The 22,768-nt window shown below is 59.1% G+C and carries 17 protein-coding genes; 11 read left to right on the plus strand and 6 right to left on the minus strand.

Annotated features, from left to right (window positions below; genetic code table 11):
• Positions 1 to 15: 15 nt before the first annotated feature.
• On the minus strand, positions 16 to 909 hold the full coding sequence (locus tag RGV06_RS18150; protein WP_322150761.1) for a LysR family transcriptional regulator: 894 nt from the start codon (positions 907 to 909) through the stop codon (positions 16 to 18).
• A gap of 89 nt (positions 910 to 998) precedes the next feature.
• Between RGV06_RS18150 and RGV06_RS18155 the strand changes: the two genes are divergently transcribed.
• The 3 genes from RGV06_RS18155 (at position 999) to RGV06_RS18165 (ending at position 3,986) form a co-directional block, all read left to right on the plus strand.
• Positions 999 to 1,928 carry a DMT family transporter gene (locus RGV06_RS18155; RefSeq protein WP_048351180.1) on the plus strand — a complete coding sequence of 310 codons (930 nt, stop codon included), beginning with the start codon at positions 999 to 1,001 and terminating at the stop codon, positions 1,926 to 1,928.
• Positions 1,929 to 1,995: 67 nt separating this feature from the next.
• Positions 1,996 to 3,492 carry a DNA-3-methyladenine glycosylase 2 gene (locus RGV06_RS18160; protein WP_037031945.1) on the plus strand — a complete coding sequence of 499 codons (1,497 nt, stop codon included), beginning with the start codon at positions 1,996 to 1,998 and terminating at the stop codon, positions 3,490 to 3,492.
• Entirely contained in the window at positions 3,489 to 3,986 is a 498-nt protein-coding gene (locus RGV06_RS18165; protein WP_198821269.1) for a methylated-DNA--[protein]-cysteine S-methyltransferase, read from the plus strand. Before RGV06_RS18160 ends, RGV06_RS18165 begins: the two co-directional genes overlap by 4 nt.
• Positions 3,987 to 4,041: 55 nt before the next feature.
• Here RGV06_RS18165 and nadC read toward each other — a convergent pair whose 3' ends face one another.
• On the minus strand, positions 4,042 to 4,890 hold the full coding sequence (gene nadC / locus RGV06_RS18170; RefSeq protein ID WP_046810275.1) for a carboxylating nicotinate-nucleotide diphosphorylase: 849 nt from the start codon (positions 4,888 to 4,890) through the stop codon (positions 4,042 to 4,044).
• A gap of 347 nt (positions 4,891 to 5,237) precedes the next feature.
• Between nadC and RGV06_RS18175 the strand changes: the two genes are divergently transcribed.
• From RGV06_RS18175 to ampE, 3 genes are all read left to right on the plus strand, one after another.
• Positions 5,238 to 6,734, plus strand: a complete 1,497-nt coding sequence (locus RGV06_RS18175; RefSeq protein ID WP_019823939.1) for a DUF1631 family protein — start codon at positions 5,238 to 5,240, stop codon at positions 6,732 to 6,734.
• Positions 6,735 to 6,817: 83 nt separating this feature from the next.
• A complete protein-coding gene (gene ampD / locus RGV06_RS18180; protein WP_019823937.1) occupies positions 6,818 to 7,381 on the plus strand; it encodes a 1,6-anhydro-N-acetylmuramyl-L-alanine amidase AmpD in 564 nt (187 codons plus the stop codon).
• Entirely contained in the window at positions 7,378 to 8,214 is an 837-nt protein-coding gene (gene ampE / locus RGV06_RS18185; protein ID WP_046810273.1) for a regulatory signaling modulator protein AmpE, read from the plus strand. The genes ampD and ampE overlap by 4 nt, the downstream gene beginning before the upstream one ends.
• 124 nt (positions 8,215 to 8,338) lie before the next feature.
• Here the strand turns inward: ampE and RGV06_RS18190 are convergent, their stop codons facing one another.
• Both RGV06_RS18190 and cra read right to left on the minus strand, forming a co-directional pair.
• Positions 8,339 to 9,121 carry a TatD family hydrolase gene (locus RGV06_RS18190; protein ID WP_322150767.1) on the minus strand — a complete coding sequence of 261 codons (783 nt, stop codon included), beginning with the start codon at positions 9,119 to 9,121 and terminating at the stop codon, positions 8,339 to 8,341.
• Between the two features lie 2 nt (positions 9,122 to 9,123).
• Entirely contained in the window at positions 9,124 to 10,119 is a 996-nt protein-coding gene (gene cra, locus RGV06_RS18195) for a catabolite repressor/activator (protein WP_019823931.1), read from the minus strand.
• Positions 10,120 to 10,456: 337 nt separating this feature from the next.
• Here cra and ptsP point away from each other — a divergent pair, with 337 nt between their 5' ends.
• From ptsP to RGV06_RS18210, 3 genes are read left to right on the plus strand one after another with little or no spacing between them, the layout of a single operon-like run.
• Positions 10,457 to 13,318 (plus strand): phosphoenolpyruvate--protein phosphotransferase, encoded by a 2,862-nt coding sequence (ptsP, locus tag RGV06_RS18200; protein WP_019823930.1) that lies wholly within the window; start codon positions 10,457 to 10,459, stop codon positions 13,316 to 13,318.
• Positions 13,318 to 14,259: a 1-phosphofructokinase gene (gene pfkB / locus RGV06_RS18205; protein ID WP_322150769.1), complete on the plus strand. Its 942-nt coding sequence runs from the start codon at positions 13,318 to 13,320 to the stop codon at positions 14,257 to 14,259. The genes ptsP and pfkB overlap by 1 nt, the downstream gene beginning before the upstream one ends.
• Positions 14,260 to 14,270: 11 nt before the next feature.
• Positions 14,271 to 16,010 carry a PTS fructose-like transporter subunit IIB gene (locus RGV06_RS18210; RefSeq protein ID WP_019823928.1) on the plus strand — a complete coding sequence of 580 codons (1,740 nt, stop codon included), beginning with the start codon at positions 14,271 to 14,273 and terminating at the stop codon, positions 16,008 to 16,010.
• A 138-nt stretch (positions 16,011 to 16,148) separates the two neighbouring features.
• On the opposite strand, the gene RGV06_RS18215 is transcribed toward RGV06_RS18210, so the two are convergent.
• Positions 16,149 to 18,683, minus strand: a complete 2,535-nt coding sequence (locus RGV06_RS18215) for a sulfite reductase flavoprotein subunit alpha (RefSeq protein ID WP_322150772.1) — start codon at positions 18,681 to 18,683, stop codon at positions 16,149 to 16,151.
• Between the two features lie 114 nt (positions 18,684 to 18,797).
• Positions 18,798 to 21,098, minus strand: coding sequence for a TonB-dependent receptor (locus RGV06_RS18220; RefSeq protein ID WP_048351172.1), 2,301 nt, complete (start codon positions 21,096 to 21,098; stop codon positions 18,798 to 18,800).
• 217 nt (positions 21,099 to 21,315) lie between these two features.
• Here RGV06_RS18220 and RGV06_RS18225 point away from each other — a divergent pair, with 217 nt between their 5' ends.
• A complete protein-coding gene (locus tag RGV06_RS18225; RefSeq protein WP_019823925.1) occupies positions 21,316 to 21,996 on the plus strand; it encodes a Fe2+-dependent dioxygenase in 681 nt (226 codons plus the stop codon).
• 3 nt (positions 21,997 to 21,999) lie between these two features.
• Positions 22,000 to 22,761, plus strand: a complete 762-nt coding sequence (locus RGV06_RS18230) for a tetratricopeptide repeat protein (RefSeq protein ID WP_046810266.1) — start codon at positions 22,000 to 22,002, stop codon at positions 22,759 to 22,761.
• Positions 22,762 to 22,768: the final 7 nt, after the last annotated feature.

The following is a 22,768-nucleotide window of genomic DNA, read 5'->3' on the forward strand; positions in this document are numbered from 1 at the left end:
TAGCCCGGTCAGCGGCTACGGGGCTGGGCGCTTTTGATGCAAACCAGCAGCGATGCGAATAAAGGCTTTGGTAGCAGGGGACGCCTGACGTTCATCCAGCACCGCCAACCCGACGCTGCGTGTCACGGGCGGGTCCAGCGGTTTTTTTACATAGCTGTCTGCGTGTAATAAACCACGCTCGGGCAGAGCTTGTTCCGCCAGAATACTGACCCCGTAACCCATCTCGACCATGGCCAGCGTGCTGATCAACTGGGCGCTGCGATGCAGCACGTTGGGTATTTGTTTTTGTGCTGAAAACAGCCGTTGCAACAACGGTCCGGAACCGGCCTCGGTCATGATGAAGGGGCCTTCGCAGAGGGCCGCCAGGGTCACACTTTGTTGCGTGGTCAACGGGTGATTGGCAGGCAACAGCGCCACCATTTGATCCTCGCAGAGTACAGTTGTGTCGAATTTGTCTTCGGGCAGAACCACGAACCCCACATCCACTCGACGCTCCTGAATCCAGCTGATGACCTCCTGGTCTGTCCCTTCGTCGATGCGTACTTCAATCCCCGGATAGGTCTGGCGAAAGTGCTTAAGGATCCCGGGCAGCAACTTCATCGATGCAGAAGGTCCAAACGAACCGATCCGCAGTGTTCCGCGCTTCATCCCCCGGGCATCGGCGGCTTCCTGATACATGGTTTCGCATAGCCCCAGCATTTCGTGAGCCCGTGACAGCAGTTGCGCGCCGATATCGGTCAGTTCAACGCCCGCTTGATGGCGGTGAATCAGCTCAACACCCATTTCCTGTTCCAGTGCCTTGAGCGCGTGGGACACCGCTGACTGGCTGATGCCCAGGCGCGTGGCGGCCAAGGTGAAACCACGCAGTTCGGCCACGCGGGCAAAAATTTCAAGTTGGGTAAACGTCATCAAGTTGCCTCATGAGCTTTTGCTCATTTCCTTATGAGTTCATATCTATCGGAGTATAGGCCCTTCCCCTCACGCAGACGCTCATCGCCATGCACACAACGTATGTACAGACTTGGTTCTCATCGAAAAACGCGGTCTACGCCAAGCTGGTTATGGTTTCGTGTTTATGGGGCGGGACGTTCGTCGCGGGGCGCTATCTCGCGGTGGATATGGCACCTCTATTGAGCGCTTGTCTGAGATTTTTACTGGCGAGTTTGACCCTGGTGCTGATGCTTGGTCTAAAGCGCAATTTGAAAATATCGCTGAGTGCAGGCCAGTGTCTGCACCTGGCAGCTCTCGGTTTTTTTGGGGTGTTTGCCTACAACCTGTTCTTTTTTTACGGGCTGCACTTCATCAGCTCATCGCGGGCTTCGCTGATCGTGGCGCTCAACCCGGCACTGATTGCGTTGACCGCTTTTGCAATCAGCCGCGAACGGCTGCGCCCGGTCAATCTGGCGGGTATCGTGTTGTGTATTGCGGGCGCCAGCACCGTGATTATCAGCAAGGGCACAGGTTCCATTGCCTCGGTGTCGGGTGCCTGGCGCGGTGATGTGCTGATTCTGGGCTGCGTGATGAGTTGGGTGATCTACAGCGTGTTTGCCCGCCGACTGGTCAGGGAGATAGGCCCGCTGCACACCGTGGCTTACTCGGTAATGGCAGGCACATTGATGCTGTTTATTGCCGCCATCGTTCAGGGCGATTTGAATCTGCCTGCGCTGTCCCATATTCAGCAAACACAGTGGCTGAGCCTGATTTACCTCGGCGTCTTGGGCTCGGCGCTGGCGTATATCTGGTACTACGATGGCATTCAAAAAATCGGCGTTACCCAGTCAGGTTCATTTATTGCCTTAAATCCGTTATCGGCGGTGGTGTTGGGAATGCTGGTCCTCGGCGAGCGTCTGAGCCTGGCGATGGTGCTGGGTGGCGTGCTGGCCATTACGGGGATTGTGCTGTGCAATCGCAGTCCAAGGCCTGTTTGACTGGCGGCCAACATTGACGTCCGAAAATGGCGAGAACCAGCAAAATGGCAGTGCTATTGTGCGGCTTATGAACTCAGATAACTGCCTGTCCACGCCCAGCATCGCCGCCTGCGAAATCGCTCGCTTGAGCCGCGATGCGCGTTTTGACGGGGTGTTTTTTACCGCGGTGCTCAGTACTCGAATCTACTGCCGCCCGGTGTGTCCGGCGCGAGCGCCCAAAGCGCAAAACGTGGTGTATTACCCCAGCGCAGCAGCGGCTCAAGCCCAGGGCTTTCGCCCCTGTTTGCGCTGTCGGCCGGAACTGGCGCCGGGCAATCAACTGTGGCTGCAGGGTGAGCATCTGGTGGCGCGAGCGCTCAAGCTGATCAATGAGGGGTATCTGGCGGATCATTCGCTGGAGGGGCTGGCCGAGCGCATGAACATCGGTGCCCGGCAATTGCGTCGCTTGTTTGTCCAGCACTTGGGGGCGCCACCGATGGCGGTGCATGCCACTCAGCGCCTGTTGTTTGCCAAGCAACTGTTGACCGAAACCGACCTGTCGATCACCGAAGTGGCCATGGCTTCTGGCTTTGGCAGTCTGCGTCGTTTTAATGCGGCCTTTGCCGAGGCCAATCATGCAGAGCCCAGGGCCTTCAGGCGCAGCCCGAAGGCGCGTGCGGACAAGGCCCTGGTGTTGCGCCTGGGTTATCGCCCGCCTTATGACTTTGCTGCCCTGCTGGGTTTTTTGCAGACTCGCGCCTTGCCCGGTATCGAACAAGTCGACGGGCACAGTTATCAGCGGATTTTTGGCAAGGCGCACGCGCCGGGTTGGCTGCGAGTCAGCGCCTGGCCGGGGGAGCAGCATGCGTTGCAGCTTGAGCTGCGCAACGTAGCGCCTAGCCAGATGCTGGGCGTAGTCACGCGAATTCGGCGGATGTTCGATCTGGATGCCGACCCTTTGGCCATCGCCCGCACGTTAAGTCTCAGCCCGCTGCTGGCGCCGGTTATCGAGCGGTATCCGGGCCTGCGATTGCCCGGTGGCTGGGACGGGTTCGAAGTCGCGGTGAGGGCCGTGCTGGGGCAGCAAGTCAGCGTGGCGGCTGCGCGAACCCTTGCCAGTCGAATCGTGCAGCGCTACGGGATTGCCATTGAGGCGGGCGCAGGTTCGGGGCTGGATCGACTGTTTCCGGGGCCAGAGCAATTGGTCGACGCCGATCTTGGACAAATGGGCATTACCCAGGCACGTATCAATACGATCCAGGGGATTGCGGGTGCGTTGATCGATGGCCGGGTCGATTTTGCCGTGGAACAACCGTTAGAGCGCTTCATCAGCCGCTGGGTGCAACTGCCCGGTATTGGCGAATGGACCGCCCACTACATCGCCATGCGCGTGCTCAAACACCCCGATGCGTTCCCGGCAGCAGACTTGATCCTGCGCCGCGAAGCCAACCCAGGCGGTGACCCGCTTAGCACCAAAGCGCTGCAGGCGCTGGCTGAAAGCTGGCGCCCGTGGCGGGCCTACTCAGTGATGTATTTATGGCGCGCAGCAACCGACTCGGCGGCTGCCCGCAAGGTATTAACATGACGACTATTTACTACGAAGAAATACCATCACCGATAGGCCCGCTGTTTTTGGTCGCCGATGATGAAGGGCTGCGTGAAGTGCGTTTCGAGCTGGATCGCCGGCCGCATACGCCTTTGGCCGGTTGGGTGCATTCACCCCTCAAACTCGCCGAAGTTCGCCGTCAGTTGGAGGAGTATTTTTCTGGCGATCGCCTGACGTTCGACTTGGCGCTCACGCTGCTCGGTACAGAGTTCCAGCAGTCAGTGTGGCAAGCGTTGACCACCATTCCCTACGCGGTGACCACCAGTTACGGCCAGCTATCACAGCAAATCCAACGGCCCAAGGCGTCTCGGGCTGTGGGGGCTGCGAATGGGCGTAATCCGATTCCGATCATCATCCCGTGCCACCGCGTGATTGGCAGCAACGGTACGCTGACCGGTTTTGCGGGAGGACTGGCGGCCAAGCAATGGCTGCTGGAGCACGAAATGAAGTGTCAGGGCTTTGCGCTGTCCTGAGCACGTTGCACTCAACCTGTGGGAGCAGGCTTGCTCCCACAGGGTACAGAGCTGTTTAGAGGCTCAAGCGCATCGACAAATCCACCGCTTTGACATCCTTGGTCATGGCGCCAATCGAGATGTAGTCCACGCCGGTTTCGGCAATAGGACGCAGGGTCGTCTCGTTGATACCGCCGCTGGCTTCCAGTTTGGCTTTCCCTGCGTTCAGACGCACCGCTTCACGCATATCGTCCATGCTCAACTCGTCCAGCATGATGATGTCTGCGCCTGCTTCCAGGGCCTCCTTGAGTTCGTCCAGGCTTTCGACTTCGATCTCAACCGGCTTGCCCGGGGCGATTTTATGCGCGGCGCTGATGGCTTGAGCGATACCGCCGCAAGCAGCGATATGGTTTTCCTTGATCAGAAAGGCGTCGTAAAGACCGATACGGTGATTGTGGCAGCCGCCACAGGTCACTGCGTATTTCTGCGCCAGACGCAGACCCGGCAGTGTTTTACGAGTGTCCAGCAGCTTGACCTGAGTGTCGGCCACTTGATCGGCCAAGTGTTGCGCGTGGGTGGCAACGCCTGACAACAGCTGCAGAAAGTTCAGCGCGCTGCGTTCGCCACTGAGCAGTGAGCGAGCAGGGCCTTCAAGGTGAAACAGCACTTGGTTGGGGCTCACGCGCTCGCCATCAACAACTTGCCAATGCACGGCAACCCGGGGATCAAGCTGGCGAAACACAGTATCGACCCAAGCTGTACCGCTGATGACAGCGGCTTCACGGGTAATAATCGTGGCTTTGGCCAAGCGTTCGGCCGGGATCAGCCGTGCAGTGATATCGCCGCTGCCAATGTCTTCGGCTAACGCACGACGTACGTTGGCTTCTATTTCGGCAGTGAGGTCGGCCAGGCGTAAATTCGGCATAACGAGCTCCACAAACAAAGTGCGCCGATTATAGGGCCATGCCACGGGGGAACCCAAGGTGCGCCGAAGCGTCGTAGGCAAATGCCTGCAATGTGCTTCTTTCGGCACTTTGAGCATTATTTCGGGCCCTCACTCACTCAAATGAAGAGTCCTCTGGTACAAGCGCCTTCTTTTGCAAGATAATCCGCCTTGCGATTGGCGCCATAGGTTTGACGTACAGCCATTACCTTAAATTCGATACACCGGCCAGTGCATACGCCACTGCCGGCCTCTGTTTGTGAGTGTCAAAAATGGCTCTTACCACGAGCCTTCACTGGCAAGCGAACAGACCCTTCAGGGAGACCAGGATGCAAAATGACGGGAAAGTGGGGCCTGCACACAGGATCACCACTGAGTGGGCGATGCACTCGCCGCTTGCCCGCCTGCCTGTGATCCTGCTGCAGGTTCATGACAAAGCCGCCCAGCAGCTCAGGACCGAGCTGCACGTGCTGTTCGACAATGCCGATGAAACCTTGTTTGAAATGGCCGACAAGGCGCAAGGCGATACTGAGCAGAGCCTGTTTTTTGAAGCCATGCGCGATGTGCGGCTCAAGCGCAAACACATTGAACGCGGTTTTCTTGAGCACCTCTTTGAAGCCTTTGTCAGGCTGGCCCAACCAGAAAACAGTGAGCCCACGTTGCAGGGCGTTGTTCCGGCACAGGCGGCCTTTTCGCTGATGGCCGATGACCTTGAGCGTGCTCAAGTGACCAGTGCGATGGTGTCGCGGGTCCTGAACCACAACCAATTGGCCTTGTGCCAGTTGAGCACTCGCCTCAATACCCTCAGTTGCGTCCCCCTGGATGAGCACAACAATCCGCTAGGCCCGGCGAAGCTGTGCGAGTACTTTTTGCAGGCCGAGCGTGATCAGGGTGTGGACATCAAGGTCAAGCTCATCATGCTGCGCCTGTTCGAGAAGTACTTGCTCAGCCGGACCCAGCATCTGTACGCCGATGCCAACCAGCTATTAATCGCCACCGGTGTCCTGCCAGATCTGTCGGACAGGACTTCGTGTTGCGCAGTAAAAACCGATGCCCTTGCGCAGGACTCTCCCGGTACCAGCGAAAATGCTAGCAATCTCGTAGGGCTTTTATTCGATTACATCCGCGATGACCGAAACCTGTCACCCCCGTTGAGAAAGCTGTTGGGACTGCTACGCGAACCGATGCTGCAGATCGCCCAAAGCGATCAGAATTTTTTTAGCTGTGACAGCCACCCGGCCCGGCGCTTGCTCAATGTGATCGCTGGCGCCGCCATTGGCTGGGGCGCCAGCGCCGATGACTGCAACGACCTGCTGTATCGCAAAATTGAGCACGTGGTACTGCAACTGGCCCGGTATGCAGGCAATAATCCGGCACTGCTTGAATCCCTTCTGCATGACTTTTCGATGTTTACCCGCGGCGAATTCAGCCGCATCGAGTTGCTCGAGCAGCGCACCCGTGATGCCGAGCAGGCGCGCAGTCGCCCCAAACTTCAGCCCGCCCCGGTGCAGTCCCTGTCTTTACCCGCTCTTGATGAACAGGGACACCTGGGGTTGTTGCTGGTCAGCCAGTTGCGTATCGGGGCCTGGATCGAACTTCAGGAAGACGACAACACGCGACTGCGTTGCAAGCTGATCACGATCCTGGAACCCGAAGGTACGCATATTTTTGTCAATCGCCTCGGGGCCAAGGTGCTGGAAAAAAACCGCACCGATTTAATCGTCCAGCTGCGCAGCGGGACGGTTTTGCTGCTTGACGACCGACTATTGATCGACCGGGCCCTGGAGTCGGTAATAGACAGTCTGCGTCAGTCCGGCGCCGAGTAATCGGGTCGTAAGCAGATTGCTCCCCATCAGCGCGCTCATCGCGGCATACTGGGCCTTTGGTTTTGCCTGTTGAAGGAGCCTGTATGCAATTGGACCCCGCGAGCGGCTGGTTTCAAGGTGTGCGCCATTGTCCGTCACCCAACTTCAATGCGCGCCCGAGCGATGAAATCTCCCTGCTGGTCATCCACAACATCAGCTTGCCGCCGGGGCAGTTCGCCACCGGCAAGGTTCAGGAGTTTTTTCAGAACCGGCTGGACGCCACAGAACACCCTTACTTTGAAGGCATTATCGACTTGAGGGTGAGTGCGCATTTCCTGATCGAGCGTGACGGAGCTGTCACCCAGTTTGTCTCTTGTCTTGATCGCGCATGGCATGCGGGGGTTTCAAGCTTTGAGGGGCGAGAAACGTGCAATGACTATTCGCTGGGCATTGAACTTGAGGGCACCGACGAACTGCCTTTTACGGATGCGCAGTATCAGGCATTGACTGCCTTGACCCGGCAATTGCAGGCGGCTTTTCCCGCCATCACCTCGCACAGGATATGCGGCCATAGCGATGTTGCTCCGGGGCGCAAGACGGATCCGGGGCCGGCTTTTGATTGGATGCGCTTTCGCAGCGCGTTGCCGCACACAGGAGAGAGACAATGAGTTTTGTGGTGTTACTGCTGGCGATTCTGGTGGAGAAATTCTCGGGTTTGCGTCAGCGTCTGCAGCGTGACGGCGGCTGGCTGCGTGAGCTGCACAAGCTCGAATCCAGCCAGACCCTGGGTAATAAACCCTGGTGGATACTCATCATCCTGATTGCATTACCCGCTGCAGTTTTGGGCATGCTGTTGGTGGTGCTGCATCCTGTGGCTTATGGCCTGCTGGCGCTGCCGATACACCTGCTGGTGGTGATTTACAGCTTGGGTCGCGGTGACTTGCTGGGCGGGCTCGGGCCGTTTCGTGATGCCTGGCGGCGTGGCGACTTGCAGGCGGCAGCCCATGTTGCCGAGCGCGACCTGGGCGTAAGCGCAGACAGCGGCGAGCAGTTGCTGGACAAGGTGCAGGGGCATTTGTTGTGGCAGGCCTACCAAAGCTTTTTTGCGGTGATTTTCTGGTATTTCCTGCTGGGGCCTGTGGTTGTCTTGAGCTATCGCCTGCTGGCCCTGGCGGCGGAACACAGCCAGAACCCGGCGCTGGTCGAGCGTGCCGAGCAGTTGCGCCATGCCTTCGACTGGTTGCCGGTGCGGCTGCTGGCGGCAAGTTTCGCGCTGGTGGGCAACTTCGCGGCGGTCAGTCGGGTGATGTTGCATGAGTTACTGAGCTGGGACATCAGCGCCGCGCAACTGATTAACAAGGCCGGCTGTGCTGCTGCAGAAATCCCTGCACCACAAGCCGGGCCTGAAGGTGTCACCAGTCTCGACACCCTCTGGGCCCTGCTGCTGCGCGCGGCGGTGCTGTGGTACGCGTGCTTTGCAGTGTGGGCGTTGCTGCTGTAGAGCAGCATTTCATCGCTGTGGCAGCGGGCTTGCTCGCGATGGCATCGACTGGGTATCCCTGACCCACCGTGTCGTCTGAATCGCGAGCAAGCCCGCTCCCACAAGGAATTCCACAGGTTTGTGCTCAGTGCGTCCAGCCAAAGACTTCGCAGACATTGGCCGTGGTGGCCTCGGCCAATCGCTCGGGGCTGACACCCATGACCTCGGCCAGTGCCTGGCAAATATCGGGCAGGTGTTCCGGGCTGTTGCGCTGGTTGGGGTACATGGCAGGGGCCATGTCGGGCGAGTCGGTTTCCAGCACGATGGCCTCCAGCGGCAAGTCGACCATCACTTTGCGCAGGCGCAACGCCTGCGGCCAGGTGGCCGCGCCACCCAGGCCCAGCTTGAACCCCAGCTTGATGTATTCACGCGCTTCTTCGCGACTGCCTGCAAACGCATGAATAATTCCGCCGCGCTTTAGCCTGATGCGCTTCAGGGTCGCAATCACCTGCGCATGACTGCGGCGAACGTGGAGCAGGGCGGGCAGTTGAAAGTCGGCGGCCAATTGCAGTTGCGCTTCAAACAGCTGTTGCTGGCCATCGCGGTCGAGTTCGGGAAGAAAATAATCGAGGCCGATTTCACCCACGGCACACACTTGCGGATGCTGCGCCAGGCGACTCAGCCATTGCCCAAGCTCAATAACATGCTCAGGGCGATGGTCGTCGAGGTACACCGGGTGCAAGCCAAAGGCGGCATACAGCTGGCTGTCGGTTTGCACCAGATCCCACAACCGCTGCCAATTACTCTGATAGACCCCCAGCACCACCATTTTCTCAACACCCAACGCTCGACTGCGCGCCAGTACCTGCGGGCGGTCAGCGTCAAAGTCCGGGAAGTCGAGGTGGGTATGTGAGTCGATCAACTGCATGCTCAGGCCTGATGGATGCGCTGTTTGAAATTACGTGCGATCGCATGAATACCGGGCACGTAGTTCTGCTCTTCAATGGCTGCCAGCGCCAGGTTCAGGGCTGTCTCGGCGATCAGTTTGTGTTGCTGGCCCATGGCATTGACGGGCAGCGGCAGGAAGTCCAGCAACTGTGTGTCACCAAAGGTGGCCAGGCGCAAGGGCGGGCGCTGGGTCGGGTGCTCCAGCAATGCGTCGAACATCCCCTGCAACAGCACGTATGAGGTCGTGATCAGCGCATCCGGGAAGTGCCCCTGACGAGCCAGCAACTCATCGATGATCCGGCGTCCACATTCGCGGCTGAAGGCCGCGCCGTGTTCAATCAGGACTTCGCCTGCAAACCCTTCGACAGCCTGTTTGAAACCGGCCTCACGGGCCTGACTGACGCTCAGTTCAGGACGGGCGCCGATCAATACAATCTGCCGAGGCAATGGCTGCAACAGGCTACGGGTCAATTGCAGGCTGGCTTCGCAGTCATCACTGATGACCGAGCAAAAACGCTCCGGCTCCATCGTCCGGTCAATGGCAATGATCGGCATGCCCAGGTCTTGCAGCTGGCGGTAGCTGTCATCTTCCTCGGGCAAGCAACTGGCCACGAACAGGGCGTCGCAACGACGGGCACGAAACAGCTTGAGCAACTGGCGTTCACTTTCCGGGGCATCGTCGGAGCTGGCGATCAGCAACTGGTAGCCTCGGGCGCGGGCGCCTTGTTCGAGTTGCTTGGCCAGGCGGGCATAACTCGGGTTTTCAAGGTCCGGGAGGATAAACCCCAAGGTACGCGTGTGCCGGCTGCGCAACCCGGCTGCTTGTGGGTTGGGGGTAAAGCCGTGCTCCTCGACTACAGCGCGTACGCGCTCGACCGTGCTGCTGCTGATGCGCTGCTGCTCGGCTTTTCCATTGATGACATAGCTGGCCGTGGTTACGGAAACACCTGCCAATTGAGCAATATCACTGAGCTTCACGCCGAAAATTCCTTATTTTTTGTAGTACATGTCGACATTTTGGCCAATCCTAACCGATAAAGGCAGCCGACCATCGTCTGCCCTTCGAGTACGGCCTTTTTTGCAACATCCGCCGCGAGCACCCATCAATACGACAAGTTGGACTTCAAGCGCGAGCAATTATGCAGTAACGTGCCGGGTATTCTTGATTAAACGTTTCAGCAGACGTATTTAAAGGTGTTGGTCCCGGTAGCGATGTGCTTGCCACACATCCACAGACACAGCCCGTGATGAGCAACCTAAGCTGACTTAATTCAAAACAATACCGGGTGCCATGGAGCACCGGAAAGGAGAACGCATGCTCGAGCTCACCATAGAGCAGATTTCCATGGGCCAGACGGCCGTGGACAAATCTGCGGCGTTGCAATTACTCGCCGATAAACTGGTTGCCGATGGCTTGGTGGCTGAAGGTTATCTGAGCGGCTTGCAAGCGCGTGAGGCTCAAGGTTCGACCTTTTTGGGCCAGGGCATTGCAATCCCCCATGGCACGCCTGAAACCCGCGAATTGGTGTTCACCACAGGGGTGCGTTTGTTGCAGTTCCCCGAGGGCGTGGACTGGGGTGATGGCCAGATGGTGTACCTGGCGATTGGCATTGCGGCCAAGTCCGACGAACACCTGCGGTTACTGCAACTGCTGACCCGTGCCCTGGGCGAAACCGATTTGGGCGAAGCCCTGCGCCGTGCCAGTTCCGCCGAAGCCTTGCTCAAATTGCTCCAGGGTGCCCCCCAGGAGCTGGCGCTGGATGCCCAGATGATTGGCCTCGGCGTGTCTGCGGATGATTTCGAGGAGCTGGTTTGGCGCGGTGCACGCCTGTTGCGCCAGGCCGATTGCGTGAGCAATGGATTTGCCGCCGTACTGCAACAAGTCGATGCACTCCCGCTGGGTGATGGCCTGTGGTGGCTCCACAGCGAGCAGACGGTCAAGCGCCCGGGGCTCGCGTTTGTAACACCGGACAAGCCAATACGTTATCTGGGCCAGCCGCTGAGCGGTCTGTTTTGCCTGGCCAGCCTGGGCGAAGCACATCAGGCTTTGCTGGAGCGCTTGTGCGCGTTGCTGATTGCCGGCCGCGGTCATGAGCTGGGTCGTGCGACCAGCCGTCGTGCAGTGCTCGAAGTGCTGGGCGGAGAGTTGCCGGCGGACTGGCCGAGTGCCCGTATTACCTTGGCCAACGCCCACGGCTTGCATGCGCGCCCTGCCAAGGTGCTGGCGCAACTGGCGAAAAGCTTTGAGGGTGAAATCCGCGTCAGAATCGTCGACGGGCAGGACTCGGCAGTCTCGGCCAAGAGCCTGAGCAAATTGCTGAGCCTGGGCGCCCGTCGCGGCCAGGTGTTGGAGTTTATTGCCGAACCAAGCATCGCCAATGACGCATTGCCCGTACTGTTGTCGGCTGTCGAAGCCGGTTTGGGTGAAGAAGTCGAGCCACTGCCGACTCTGGTCGAAGCGGCGCCGAGCGTGGCTGAAATTGCCACGCTGATCACCGCTCCGGCTGCCGGTAGCATGGTCCAGGCCATCGCGGCCTCGCCCGGCATTGCCATTGGCCCGGCTCACATTCAAGTGCTGCAAACCTTCGACTACCCGTTGCGTGGCGAGTCATCAGTGGTTGAGCGCGAACGCCTGCAAAAAGCCTTGAACGAAGTGCGTCAGGACATCGAAGGCCTGATTTCGCGCAGCCAGTCCAAGGCCATTCGCGAAATCTTCATCACTCACCAGGAAATGCTCGACGACCCGGAACTGACCGACGAGGTCGATTCGCGCCTCAAGCAGGGCGAAAGTGCTGAAGCTGCCTGGATGTCCGTGATCGAAGCCGCTGCGCATCAGCAAGAGTCCTTGCAGGATGCGCTGCTGGCTGAGCGTGCGGCTGATTTGCGTGATATCGGCCGCCGCGTATTGGCGCAGTTATGTGGCATCGAAACCCCGGCAGAACCCGATCAGCCTTATGTGCTGGTGATGGATGAAGTGGGCCCGTCGGACGTCGCGCGCCTTGATCCGGCCCGGGTTGCGGGTATTTTGACTGCCCGCGGCGGTGCCACTGCCCACAGCGCCATTGTTGCGCGTGCACTCGGCATTCCGGCGTTGGTAGGGGCGGGGGAAGCCGTGTTGTTACTGGCGCCAGGCACTCAGCTATTGATAGATGGCCAACGCGGTCGTTTGCACGTTTCTCCGGATGCCGACGCCTTGCAGCGCGCCACGCAGGAGCGCGACAGCCGCGAGTTGCGTTTGCTGGCCGCTTCAGCCCAGCGCCATGAGCCAGCTGTGACGCTGGACGGTCACGGGGTTGAAGTGTTTGCCAATATCGGCGAAAGCAAAGGCGTCGCCAGTGCAGTCGAACAGGGTGCCGAGGGCATTGGCCTGTTGCGCACCGAGCTGATATTCATGGCCCACTCCCAGGCGCCGGACGAGGCTACTCAGGAAGCGGAATACCGTCGCGTGCTGGATGGTCTGGCCGGGCGGCCCCTGGTGGTTCGCACCCTGGACGTGGGCGGCGACAAGCCGCTGCCGTACTGGCCGATCGAGAAAGAAGAGAACCCGTTTCTGGGCGTTCGTGGCATTCGTCTTACGCTGCAACGCCCGCACGTTATGGAAAGCCAGTTGCGAGCTTTGCTGCGCTCGGCAGACAACCGCCCTCTACGCATCATGTTCCCGATGGTGGGCAGCGTGGCCGAATGGCGCGCCGCCCGTGACATGACCGAGCGTCTGCGACTGGAAATCCCGGTGGCCGATTTGCAACTGGGGATCATGATCGAAGTGCCTTCTGCCGCCTTGCTGGCCCCTGTACTGGCCAAGGAAGTGGATTTTTTCAGCGTCGGCACCAACGACCTGACCCAATACACCCTGGCCATCGACCGTGGTCATCCGACCTTGTCGGCTCAGGCAGACGGCCTGCACCCGGCGGTGCTGCAACTGATCGACATCACCGTACGTGCCGCCCATGCCCACGGCAAATGGGTTGGGGTGTGCGGCGAATTGGCGGCCGACCCGCTGGCGGTGCCCGTACTGGTTGGCCTGGGCGTGGATGAACTGAGCGTTTCGGCGCGCAGCATTCCTGAAGTCAAGGCACGGGTACGGGAGTTGAGCATGGATCGCCTCAAAACCCTGGCCGCGCAAGCTTTGAGCGTTGGCAGCCCGGATGAAGTTCGTGCATTGGTGGAGGCGCTCTAATGGCCAGAATCCTGACCATCACCCTCAACCCGGCACTGGACCTGACCGTGCGTCTGGGGCATCTGGAACCGGGCGAGGTCAATCGCAGCCCGATGATGCTGACCCATGCGGCGGGCAAGGGCGTAAACGTTGCGCAAGTGCTGGCGGACCTGGGCCACACACTGACGGTGAGCGGCTTTTTGGGCGAAGACAATCAACAAGCCTTCGATGCGTTGTTCAAACGCCGGGGCTTTGTCGATGCATTTGTCCGCGTCCCCGGTGAAACCCGCAGCAATATCAAACTCGCTGAAGACGATGGCCGCGTTACAGACCTGAACGGGCTCGGGCCGCGGGTCAGCCAGCAGGCGCAGCAGGCCTTGCTCGACACACTTGAGCGTATTGCCCCCGGCCATGATGCAGTGGTCGTGGCCGGCAGCTTGCCCCAAGGCGTGAGCCCGCAGTGGCTGCACGCTCTGGTGCTGCGCTTGAAGGCTCTCGGTTTGAAAGTGATTCTGGACACCAGTGGCCAGGCCTTGAAAGAAGCATTGGCGGCTGGCCCCTGGTTGATCAAACCCAATACTGAAGAACTCAGTGATGCCTTGGGTTGCGATATCAGCAGCCTTGAGGCCCAGATCGCAGCCGCCACCCGTTTGCAGGCGCTGGGCATTGAGCACGTGGTTATTTCCCATGGTGCTGACGGTGTGAACTGGTTCAGCCACGCCGAGGCCTTGCAGGCACTGCCGCCCAAGGTCAGCGTAGCCAGCACGGTGGGGGCGGGTGACTCGTTGCTCGCGGGCATGGTCCACGGTTTGCTCAGTGGCCACAGCCCCGAACAGACCTTGCGCACCGCCACTGCCATTGCGGCGATGGCAGTCACCCAAATCGGTTTTGGTATCAGCGATGCGGCGCACCTGGCGCAGCTCGAAAGCGGCGTTCGCGTTCGCCCCCTGACAAAAGAATAAGAGGGATACACATGAAATTAGCCATTGTGACGGGCTGCCCAAACGGCATGGTGACCAGCGTGCTGTGCGCCCGTTTGCTGGATGCAGCGGCGCAGCGTCAGGGCTGGAGCACCAGCGTTGAAGTGCATGATCCCAAGCATCCGGAACGCCAATTGTCGGCGGCCACCCTCGATGAAGCCGAGTGGGTCTTGCTGGTCAGCAGCACTCCGCTGGACATGCAGCGTTTTATTGGCAAGCGGGTGTTTCAGAGCACCCCGGCCCAGGCCCTGCAAGATGTAGAAGCTGTGTTGCTGCGCGGGGTCCAGGAGGCGCAAGTTTATATCGCACCTGCACCTTCATCGACTCCGGTCGAGAGCGCGAAGCGCGCCCCTAAAATTGTCGCGATCACGGCCTGCCCAACGGGCGTTGCGCACACCTTCATGGCGGCCGAAGCCTTGCAGCAAGCGGCCAAGCGTTTGGGCTACGAACTGCAGGTCGAAACCCAGGGCTCGGTCGGTGCGCGCAATCCGCTGAGCGCCGAGGCTATCCGGGACGCCGATGTGGTACTGCTGGCGGCAGATATCGAAGTGCCTACCGAACGTTTTGCCGGTAAAAAGATTTACCGCTGCGGCACCGGCATCGCCCTCAAGCAAGCCGAAGCCACCCTGAACAAGGCCCTGAGCGAAGGTCAGCAAGAGAGTGCTGCGACGGGCGGTTCAGCCCCGGCCAAGCAAGAAAAAACCGGGGTCTACAAGCATCTGCTGACCGGCGTGTCGTTCATGCTGCCCATGGTAGTGGCGGGCGGTTTGCTGATCGCGTTGTCCTTCGTGTTTGGCATCTCTGCTTATAAAGAGCCCGGCACACTGGCGGCAGCCCTGATGCAAATCGGTGGTGATGCAGCTTTTAAATTGATGGTGCCGTTGCTGGCGGGTTACATCGCCTATTCGATTGCCGACCGTCCGGGCCTGGCGCCAGGGATGATTGGTGGTCTGTTGGCGAGCACGCTGGGCGCCGGGTTTATCGGCGGGATCATCGCCGGATTTATCGCGGGCTACTGCGCCAAGGCGATCAACCGCTACCTGCAATTGCCGCAAAGCCTTGAAGCGCTGAAGCCGATTCTGATCATCCCGTTGTTCGCCAGCCTGTTTACCGGCCTGGTGATGATCTACGTGGTGGGCAAGCCGGTTGCCGGGATGCTTGAGGGGCTGACCCACTTCCTCGACAGCATGGGCACCACCAACGCCATTCTGTTGGGTGTGTTGCTGGGCGGGATGATGTGTGTCGATCTTGGCGGGCCTATCAACAAGGCGGCGTATGCGTTTTCGGTAGGGCTGCTGGCTTCCCAGAGTTATGCACCGATGGCAGCGACTATGGCCGCAGGTATGGTGCCGCCAATCGGCCTGGGTATCGCGACCTTCCTGGCGCGACGCAAATTCGCCCAGACCGAGCGTGAGGCTGGCAAAGCGGCGCTAGTGTTGGGGCTGTGTTTTATTTCTGAAGGTGCGATCCCGTTTGCGGCCAAAGATCCGCTGCGGGTCATCCCGGCGAGCATCCTGGGTGGCGCGTTGACGGGCGCATTGTCGATGTACTTCGGCTGCAAACTGATGGCACCGCACGGCGGCTTGTTCGTGTTGCTGATCCCGAATGCGATCAACCATGCGCTGCTGTACTTGCTGGCAATTGTGGCGGGTAGCCTGGTGACTGCAGTGGTGTATGCGGTGATCAAACGGCCGGAGCCAGTGGAAATGGCGCTGGAGACAGCCAAGGCGTAGTTGCCCGGTAGCCAATACCTTGTGGGAGCGGGCTTGCTCGCGATGCACTTGATGCAGTTGATCTGATTCACCGCATTGAGCCTTTCGCGAGCAAGCCCGCTCCCACAGGAGTCGGGCTAGTAACCCGAGAGAAAACCTCTAGTACACATCGCGGCGATAGCGCCCTTGCTCGATCAGCAACTCCACCGCTTCAGCCCCCAGCATATCGATCAGCGCCTGATCCACGCCCGCTGCCATCCCCTGCAAACTGCCGCAGATATAAATCGCGGCGCCGTCTGCCAGCCACTGGCGCACTTCATCGCCAGACTCACGCAAGCAATCCTGCACATAGACCTTCTGTGCCTGATCCCGGGAAAATGCCAGATCCAGTCGGGCCAGATCACCACTGGCCAACCAGCCTTGCAGTTCATCGCGGCAGTAAAAGTCGTGTTCGGCGTTACGCTCGCCAAAGAACAACCAATTGCGCTGCTGTCCTTGGGCGATCCGTGCCTTAAGCAAGCTGCGCAGCCCTGCCAGACCGGTGCCATTACCGAGCAGAATCAGCGGCACGGGTTCGGCGGGCAGATGAAAGCTGCTGTTGCGCCGCACACGCAGGCTGATCGCCGAGCCGATGGCGGTATGTTCCGTCAGCCAGCCCGAACCAATCCCCAGGCTGCCATCGGCATGCCGCTCCTGGCGCACGATCAATTGCAGTGAGCCATCTTCAGGGATTGAGGCAATGGAGTACTCGCGCATGTTCAGCGGGACTAATGCGTCGACCAACGCTTGGGCGTGCATGCCCACCAGGTGAGCGCGATTGTCCGGCAGTTGGCGGCCGCCCAGTGCCTGGGCCAGGGTTTCTTGCAGGCCATCGAGTTGCACCGGGGAGTTGGCCGAAAGGCCCAGGCCGTCAAGGAAGTGCTCGACGGCCCATGTGGACTGCCTTGGCATGACTTCTACCAAATCACCGGCCTGCCAGGAGGCGTTCCCATCGAGTGGGGTGAGCGCCAACAGATAAACCCCCGAACCGCTGCTGCCGGGGTTGAGCAGTTCGCGCTGATCAAGGCTCCAGTTGTTGTAGCTCGGTGCCTGCCAGTTGGCGCTCGGCGCGCCGCCGGTGAGCTGGCTGAGCTGTTGCTGCCACTGATGAAGTGCCTCGGCATCACCGCTGTCGACCTGCACCGGGCTAAACAGCGCTTGGGCCCCACGCTCGCTCAGCCATTGCTGGACCCGGGTGGCAAAACCACAAAAGTTCGGGTATTGGCGGTCGCCCAGCGCGAGCACGGAATACTTGAGCGTGTTCAGCCCCAGAGGCTGGCCGAGGATTTTGCGTTCAAAACCACGGGCGCTGTCGGGCGCTTCGCCATCGCCAAAGGTGCTGACCACAAACAGGGCGTTGCTGGCCTGTTGCAAGTCGTCTTCGTTGAGCGCCCCCAAGGGCTGAACCCGCACCGGCAGACCGGCCGCCTGCAGTTGTCCGGCAGTCTGCCAGGCTAATTGCTCGGCAAAGCCGCTTTGGCTGGCAAAGCCGATCAGCCATGACGGCGCATCGTTGCTGACTGCGGCAAACCCCTGGCGTGCCTGTTTGATCTGGCGTTTTTTACGGCGACGGTCCAGGTACAACAACCAGCCGGTAATAAAGAACAGCGGCATGGTCAGGCTGGCGATGGTCACCAGGATGCGGCCGGTCAGGCCCCAGTAGCTGCCCACATGGAGCGCGTAGATGCTGCTGAGCAATTGCGCCTTGTAGCTTTTGTCTTCGAAGCGATCGTGTTTTTTCACCGCGCCGGTGGCGGGATCGACAGTGATCTGGTTAAACGCACGCTCGTGGGGCGAACTGTTGAGCAGGTAAAACACCGTTGCCGGCTGCCCTGCCACAGGGGGCATGCGCACGTTGTACAGGCTCAGGTCCGGTCCCGCGGCTTTCTGGATACTGGCCCAGATGGCGTCGTAGTCGGCAACCGGAGCAGGTCCCGCAGGCCCTGGTTGGCCACGGCCGCCTTTGCGCTGCTGGCTGTTGGGTGAGTCGGAAAACAGCTTTTGCAGGCCCTTGTTGTACCACTCGTAGGACCATGACAAACCGGTCAGTGCGGCCAGCAGATAAAAGATCATGCACCAGGTACCAGCGACCGCGTGCAGGTCCCAGTTAAAGCTGCGGCCTTTTTTCGCCCAGTCCAGTGTCAGCCAGGCCCGCCAGTTCAGCGCCTTGCGCGGCCAGCGCAAGTAGAGGCCAGACAGGCAGAAGAAAATCAGCATCAAGGTGCAAGCGCCGGTGATCTGGCGACCGGTTTGGCCCATGGCCAGAAAGCGGTGCAGTTGCAGCATCAGGTCGAAAAAGCCCTGGCCGCTGGCCTCGCCCTGATAGGCGCCGGTGTAAGGGTCGACATAGCGCAGCTGCCCACGTCGCTCACCCGGTGGCGGGGTGAAGAAAATCCGCGCAGCCGTGCCGCTGTCCACACCCACCCACAGCATTGAAACTTGTTTGCCTTCGGTGGCCTCGACCCTGCGCACCAGTTCGGCGGGAGGCAGCACGCCGCTGTCGAGTTTCTCGACCTTGAGTACCGAAGGGTTGAGCAAGTTCAGCAATTCGTCCTGGAACGACACCGTGGCGCCGGTTATCCCCATCAAGGCCAGCACCAGCCCTGCGGTGATCCCGAAAAACCAGTGCAGCTGAAAAAGTGTTTTCTTAAACACGACGACCGCCTTGCTTGCTCAATTGAATGCTTCAGGATTTGTAGCCGCTGACGAGGCTACACACAAAAGCCCCGACCATCAGATGGGCGGGGCTCTGTACAGCTCAGCTTCGGATTAGAAGTGGAAGCTGGTGGTCAACAAGGCTGTACGGCCCGCCGCCTGGCTGGCGAAGTGCGACGCATAGGCTTTGTCGTAGTAGGTCTTGTCGGTCAGGTTCTGCACGTTCAGTTGCAGGTCGATATTTTTGGTCAGCTTGTAGCTGGCCATCGCGTCGAAGCGGGTGTAAGCCGGGACGTAAACGGTGTTGGCGGTGTCGCCGAACACTTCATCCACATAGAACGCTCCGCCACCAACGGTCAGCTTTGGCATCACTTCATAAGTTGTCCACAGGCTGAAGCTGTTTTTCGGTGTGTTCGGCATTTCGTTGCCTTTGTCCGACAAGGCAGTGGTGTTGATGCTGCCGTTGCGGTTGCCTTTTTTACCTGGATCAACCAGCTCGCTTTTCAGGTAACTGTAGCCTGCAAACACCTGCCATTTTTCAGTGATCTTGCCGCTGGCCGACAACTCCAGACCGTCAACGCGGGACTCACCGGCGTTTTCGTAGGTGAAGGAGTCAGTCAGGACGCGAGTGTTTTTCTTCTCGGTACGAAATACCGCCGCCGTCAGCGACAGGCGATCCTGGAACACATCCCACTTGGTACCCAGCTCGTAGTTAACGGTTTCTTCCGGCTTCAGGTCGCTGGTAATAGTACTGCCAGGAGCAATCAGGCCGTTGCCTTCAACGCCTTCACCCACAATGCCGCCCGGAGGCGAAGCAGAGGTCGCGTAGGAAACGTATACGCTGCCGTTATCCAGCGGCTTCCAGACCAGACCGGTCTGCCAGTTGAAGAAGTTGCTGTCGTTGGAGGCTTTAGTGCGGCCTGTTGCAGCGTTGGTGTTGGCGGTGGTACTGAACGAGTCATAACGCAGACCCGCGTTCAACAGCCATTTTGGATCAAGTTCGATCGTATCGAAAACGTAAGCGGCCTTGGTCACGCCAACGGTGTTGGTGCCGTAGTAGTTGCGATTTTCAGTACCGGTCCACACGTCGTTTGGATTCGGGTTGGACAGTGAGGTGCACTGGCCACCGCTGTTGCCGACTTTGTCCGGTGTGCAATTAGGATTGCTGTTCGGGGAGACGGTGTAGCTGCTGGCCCGGGTTTCTTCACGGGTGAATTCGACACCTGTGGAATAGGTGTTCTTGAAGCCCATGACCTGGAAGTTACCAAACAGATCGGTCTGGTTAGTGGTGGTTTCTGTGGTCGAAACACGAGTGTTGGCCCGACGCCACACGGTGCCAAACTGGTTAACGTTGTGCTGGCTGTCATCCGGCTGGGTCAGGATGTAATCCTGGCCAGTGTTGCCGTGACGGAAGGTGTTCTTCAGTGTCATCGCGTCGCTGAAGTCATGCTCGAACGAGATGGTGCTGATATCGACGCGGGTTTTGCGGAAGTCACGATCTTTCAAACCGTAAAAGTTGCGGCTGTCGCCACCATCGTCTGGCTTGTCGTGAGCATGAACAGCTGTTTTGGAGCTGTTGCTGTAGCCATATGGAATGCCCGAATCTGGCAGGTCGTTGCTTTCCAGGTGGTAGTAACTGACGTTCAGGCGGTTTTCTGTGCCCAGGCCGAAGGTCAGCGATGGCGCAACGCCCCAGCGGTCGTAGTTGACCGAGTCGCGGCCAGCGACATTTTGCTCGTGGCTCATCAGGTTCAGACGGAACGCTGCTGTGTCCAGAAACTGGCGGTTTACATCCACGGTATAGCGGCGGGTCTGGTCGGAGCCGTAGGTGAAGCCACCGTTGAGGAAGTCACCCATTTTAGGGGTCTTGCTCACCATGTTCAGGCTACCGCCTGCCGAGCCACGACCACCAAAGGAGGAGTTCGGGCCTTTGCTGACTTCGATCGACTCGATGTCGAAAATTTCGCGGGTCTGGCCGCCAGCGTCGCGCACGCCGTCCAGGTACATATCGGCCTGAGCGTCAAAACCACGAATGAATGGACGGTCGCCCTGTGGGTTGCCGCCTTCGCCTGCGCCGAAAGTGATGCCCGGCACGGTGCGCAATGCGTCTTGCAACGAGGTAGCTGCGGTGTCCTGCAGCACTTGCTGAGGGATAACAGTGACGGAACGCGGGGTATCGATCAGGGGAGCGGTGTACTTGGACGAGCTGGCTTTCTCAACCTGATAAGACTGCTCGGTCTGCTCGCCAGTAACGGTGGTCGCGCCAAGGGAAATACTGTTGCTCTGTGCCTTGCTCTCAGTGCTTTCAGCGGCCTGAGCCATATGGGCTGCAGAGGACGCGGTAATAGCAACACCGATGGCCGAAGCCAGCAAGCGTGGTGAGCTGACGGGTATTTTTAATTGTTGGCGCGACATTTTAAGATCCCTTCCCCCAGAATTTGAGCCGCGAAATATAGTGCAAACAATTCTGGCTATCAATTGAGAGGTATTACTATTTGCGCTAAATTTACAATCTTTACAATTTGCCTTTACGGTTTTTTCACACTCGTTCGTCTATGGGCGCACAACAGCGTTTTACACATCCAATAAGAATCAATAACATTGCCATCCCTCTGATATCAGGTGTCGCGTCATGTTGCTGCATATCCCCGGCTTGTTCTCTCGCGAAGAGGTGCAGCGCATCCGTGAGGCGCTGCAGCAAACTGAATGGGCTGACGGCAAAATCACCGCCGGTTTTCAATCCGCGAAAGCCAAGCACAATCTGCAATTGCCCGACGACCATCCGCTCGCCAAGGAGATTGGCGCAGCGATGATGGACCGACTATGGAAAAACCCGCTGTTCATGTCGGCTGCGTTACCGCACAAGGTCTTTCCGCCGTTGGTGAACTGCTACACCGGGGGCGGCAGTTTTGATTTTCATATCGATAACGCCGTGCGTCAGCCCAAGGGCAGCCCCGAGCGGGTGCGTACCGATCTCTCGGCAACCCTGTTTTTCAGTAATCCCGAGGACTATGACGGCGGTGAGCTGGTGATTCAGGACACCTACGGTGTGCAGCAAGTCAAACTGCCCGCTGGTGATATGGTGCTGTACCCCGGCACCAGCTTGCACAAAGTCAATGCGGTTACCCGGGGAGCACGTTTTGCGTCGTTTTTCTGGACTCAAAGCCTGGTACGCGAAGACAGCCAGCGCACTTTGCTGTTTGAAATGGATGGCGCGATCCAGCAACTGACCCGCGATGTACCCGATCATCCATCCCTCATCCAGCTCACGGGCACCTATCACAACCTGTTGCGTCGCTGGGCCGAGGTCTAAGTCATGAGCTTTCAATTACGCCGCGAAGAAGTGCTCGACGGTGACCAGCTACGCGCCATGCTGGCTGAAAACCCGGCGAAAGCGGCCCAGGCCATTCTGATAGCGGCCAAGCAAGGCATCGTCGACGGCCAGGCCTTGCTGGGGCAGATCTTGCTCGATGGCCAGGGCATCGCGCGCGACCCGGTGCTGGCCAAACGCTGGTTTCAAATCGCAGCCAATAGCGGCCACCTGATGGCCCGCAACATGCTCGGCCGGTGCTGGGAACATGGCTGGGGCGGCCCAGTGGATTGCACGCTGGCCAGCCTGGAATATCGGCAAGCAGCAGAAGCTGGTCTGGATTGGGCGCTCTACAACTACGCCAACTTGCTGGCTACCGGTCGCGGTGTGGCGCAAGACCAGAGCACGGCGTTCAAGTTGTATGGGGTGGCAGCACAGGCGGGCCACGCCAAATCGATGAATCTTCTTGGGCGTTATCTCGAAGAGGGTGTGTATTGCCCTGCTGATAAAAAGGCAGCGTGCTTCTGGTACGAACGCTCAGCCATGGGCGGTGATTTTCGTGGCCAGTTCAGCCATGCCTCGGTACTGGCAGAGTCCGGAAACATTGACGAAGCGCTGGTCTGGTTTGAGCGTGCTTTGGCGGCAGGCAATCTGAACTTCTTGCGAGTCAGTTACCTGGCCCTGCTTGAGGCCCGGGAGCCTCGTGTCAGAGCACTGAGCGACCTGTGGCAAGCGCGTATAAATTCGCTCCTGAACAGTAACGACTGAGACTAAT

Source organism: Pseudomonas sp. CCI3.1 (assembly GCF_034313985.1).
In the GTDB taxonomy this organism is placed as follows: Bacteria; Pseudomonadota; Gammaproteobacteria; order Pseudomonadales; family Pseudomonadaceae; genus Aquipseudomonas; species Aquipseudomonas psychrophila.

Excerpts from the sequence above, each read along its gene's own strand:
- RGV06_RS18150 (WP_322150761.1), bottom strand. The coding sequence starts at position 909 with ATGACGTTTACCCAACTTGAAATTTTTGCCCGCGTGGCCGAACTGCGT.
- RGV06_RS18155 (WP_048351180.1), top strand. The coding sequence starts at position 999 with ATGCACACAACGTATGTACAGACTTGGTTCTCATCGAAAAACGCGGTC.
- RGV06_RS18160 (WP_037031945.1), top strand. The coding sequence starts at position 1,996 with ATGAACTCAGATAACTGCCTGTCCACGCCCAGCATCGCCGCCTGCGAA.
- RGV06_RS18165 (WP_198821269.1), top strand. The coding sequence starts at position 3,489 with ATGACGACTATTTACTACGAAGAAATACCATCACCGATAGGCCCGCTG.
- nadC (WP_046810275.1), bottom strand. The coding sequence starts at position 4,890 with ATGCCGAATTTACGCCTGGCCGACCTCACTGCCGAAATAGAAGCCAAC.
- RGV06_RS18175 (WP_019823939.1), top strand. The coding sequence starts at position 5,238 with ATGCAAAATGACGGGAAAGTGGGGCCTGCACACAGGATCACCACTGAG.
- ampD (WP_019823937.1), top strand. The coding sequence starts at position 6,818 with ATGCAATTGGACCCCGCGAGCGGCTGGTTTCAAGGTGTGCGCCATTGT.
- ampE (WP_046810273.1), top strand. The coding sequence starts at position 7,378 with ATGAGTTTTGTGGTGTTACTGCTGGCGATTCTGGTGGAGAAATTCTCG.
- RGV06_RS18190 (WP_322150767.1), bottom strand. The coding sequence starts at position 9,121 with ATGCAGTTGATCGACTCACATACCCACCTCGACTTCCCGGACTTTGAC.
- ptsP (WP_019823930.1), top strand. The coding sequence starts at position 10,457 with ATGCTCGAGCTCACCATAGAGCAGATTTCCATGGGCCAGACGGCCGTG.
- pfkB (WP_322150769.1), top strand. The coding sequence starts at position 13,318 with ATGGCCAGAATCCTGACCATCACCCTCAACCCGGCACTGGACCTGACC.
- RGV06_RS18210 (WP_019823928.1), top strand. The coding sequence starts at position 14,271 with ATGAAATTAGCCATTGTGACGGGCTGCCCAAACGGCATGGTGACCAGC.
- RGV06_RS18220 (WP_048351172.1), bottom strand. The coding sequence starts at position 21,098 with ATGTCGCGCCAACAATTAAAAATACCCGTCAGCTCACCACGCTTGCTG.
- RGV06_RS18225 (WP_019823925.1), top strand. The coding sequence starts at position 21,316 with ATGTTGCTGCATATCCCCGGCTTGTTCTCTCGCGAAGAGGTGCAGCGC.
- RGV06_RS18230 (WP_046810266.1), top strand. The coding sequence starts at position 22,000 with ATGAGCTTTCAATTACGCCGCGAAGAAGTGCTCGACGGTGACCAGCTA.